The organism is Deinococcus pimensis DSM 21231, assembly GCF_000519345.1.
Taxonomy (GTDB): Bacteria; Deinococcota; Deinococci; order Deinococcales; family Deinococcaceae; genus Deinococcus_A; species Deinococcus_A pimensis.
Window position 1 is genome coordinate 40,343 of the sequence record NZ_KI912627.1, and the last position, 743, is coordinate 41,085.

Sequence of the window (743 nt, forward strand, 5' to 3'; positions counted from 1 at the left end):
GCCCGCCCGCGATCCCCGGCCCGTCGCGGCGCTCCCGCAGGAGACGCAGAAACGCGTGAGCATCGCGCTCGCGCTCGCCACGGACCCGAAACTGCTGCTGCTCGACGAGCCCGCCGCCGGGATCAACCCGGAGGAGACGTCGGGCCTCACCACCCTGATCCGCCGCGTCGTGGATCACGGTGTGACGGTCTGCCTCATCGAGCACAAGATGTCGATGATCATGAACCTCAGCGACCACATCATGGTGCTGCACCACGGCCGCAAGATCGCGGAGGGCACGCCCGCCGAGATCGCCCGCGACGACGCCGTCGTGGAGGCCTACCTGGGCCGCAGCGAGGGGAGCGCCGCGCATGCTTGAGGTGCGCGGGCTGGGCGTGCGCTACGGCGCCTTCGACGCGCTGCGGAACGTGGACCTCGACGTCGCGCCGGGCGAGGTGGTGGTGCTGCTCGGCGCGAACGGCGCGGGCAAGAGCACCCTGTTCCGCGCGATCAGCGGGCTGGAGCGTCCCGCGAGCGGCAGCGTGCGCTTCGAGGGGCACGACCTCACGGGCCGCGCCCCGCAGGAGGTCATCCGGCGCGGCGTCGCGCAGTGCCCGGAGGGCCGTCTGCTCTTCCCGGAGCTCAGCGTGGAGAAGAACCTCATCCTCGGGGCGTACACGCTGCGGCGCGACCGCCGCGCCGTCACGGGCGGCCTGGAGGACACGTACGCGCTCTTCCCCATCCTGCGCGACAAGCGGCACGAG

General features: G+C 72.4%; 2 protein-coding genes. Both read left to right on the forward strand.

The window, feature by feature from the left end; genetic code table 11:
- Positions 1-358 (forward strand): ABC transporter ATP-binding protein (locus DEIPI_RS28160; RefSeq protein ID WP_169737009.1); only part of this gene is annotated, 358 nt, incomplete at its 5' end.
- Positions 351-743: ATP-binding cassette domain-containing protein (locus DEIPI_RS0103430; protein ID WP_027480862.1), on the forward strand; the 393-nt coding region annotated here is incomplete at its 3' end. The genes DEIPI_RS28160 and DEIPI_RS0103430, both read left to right, overlap by 8 nt.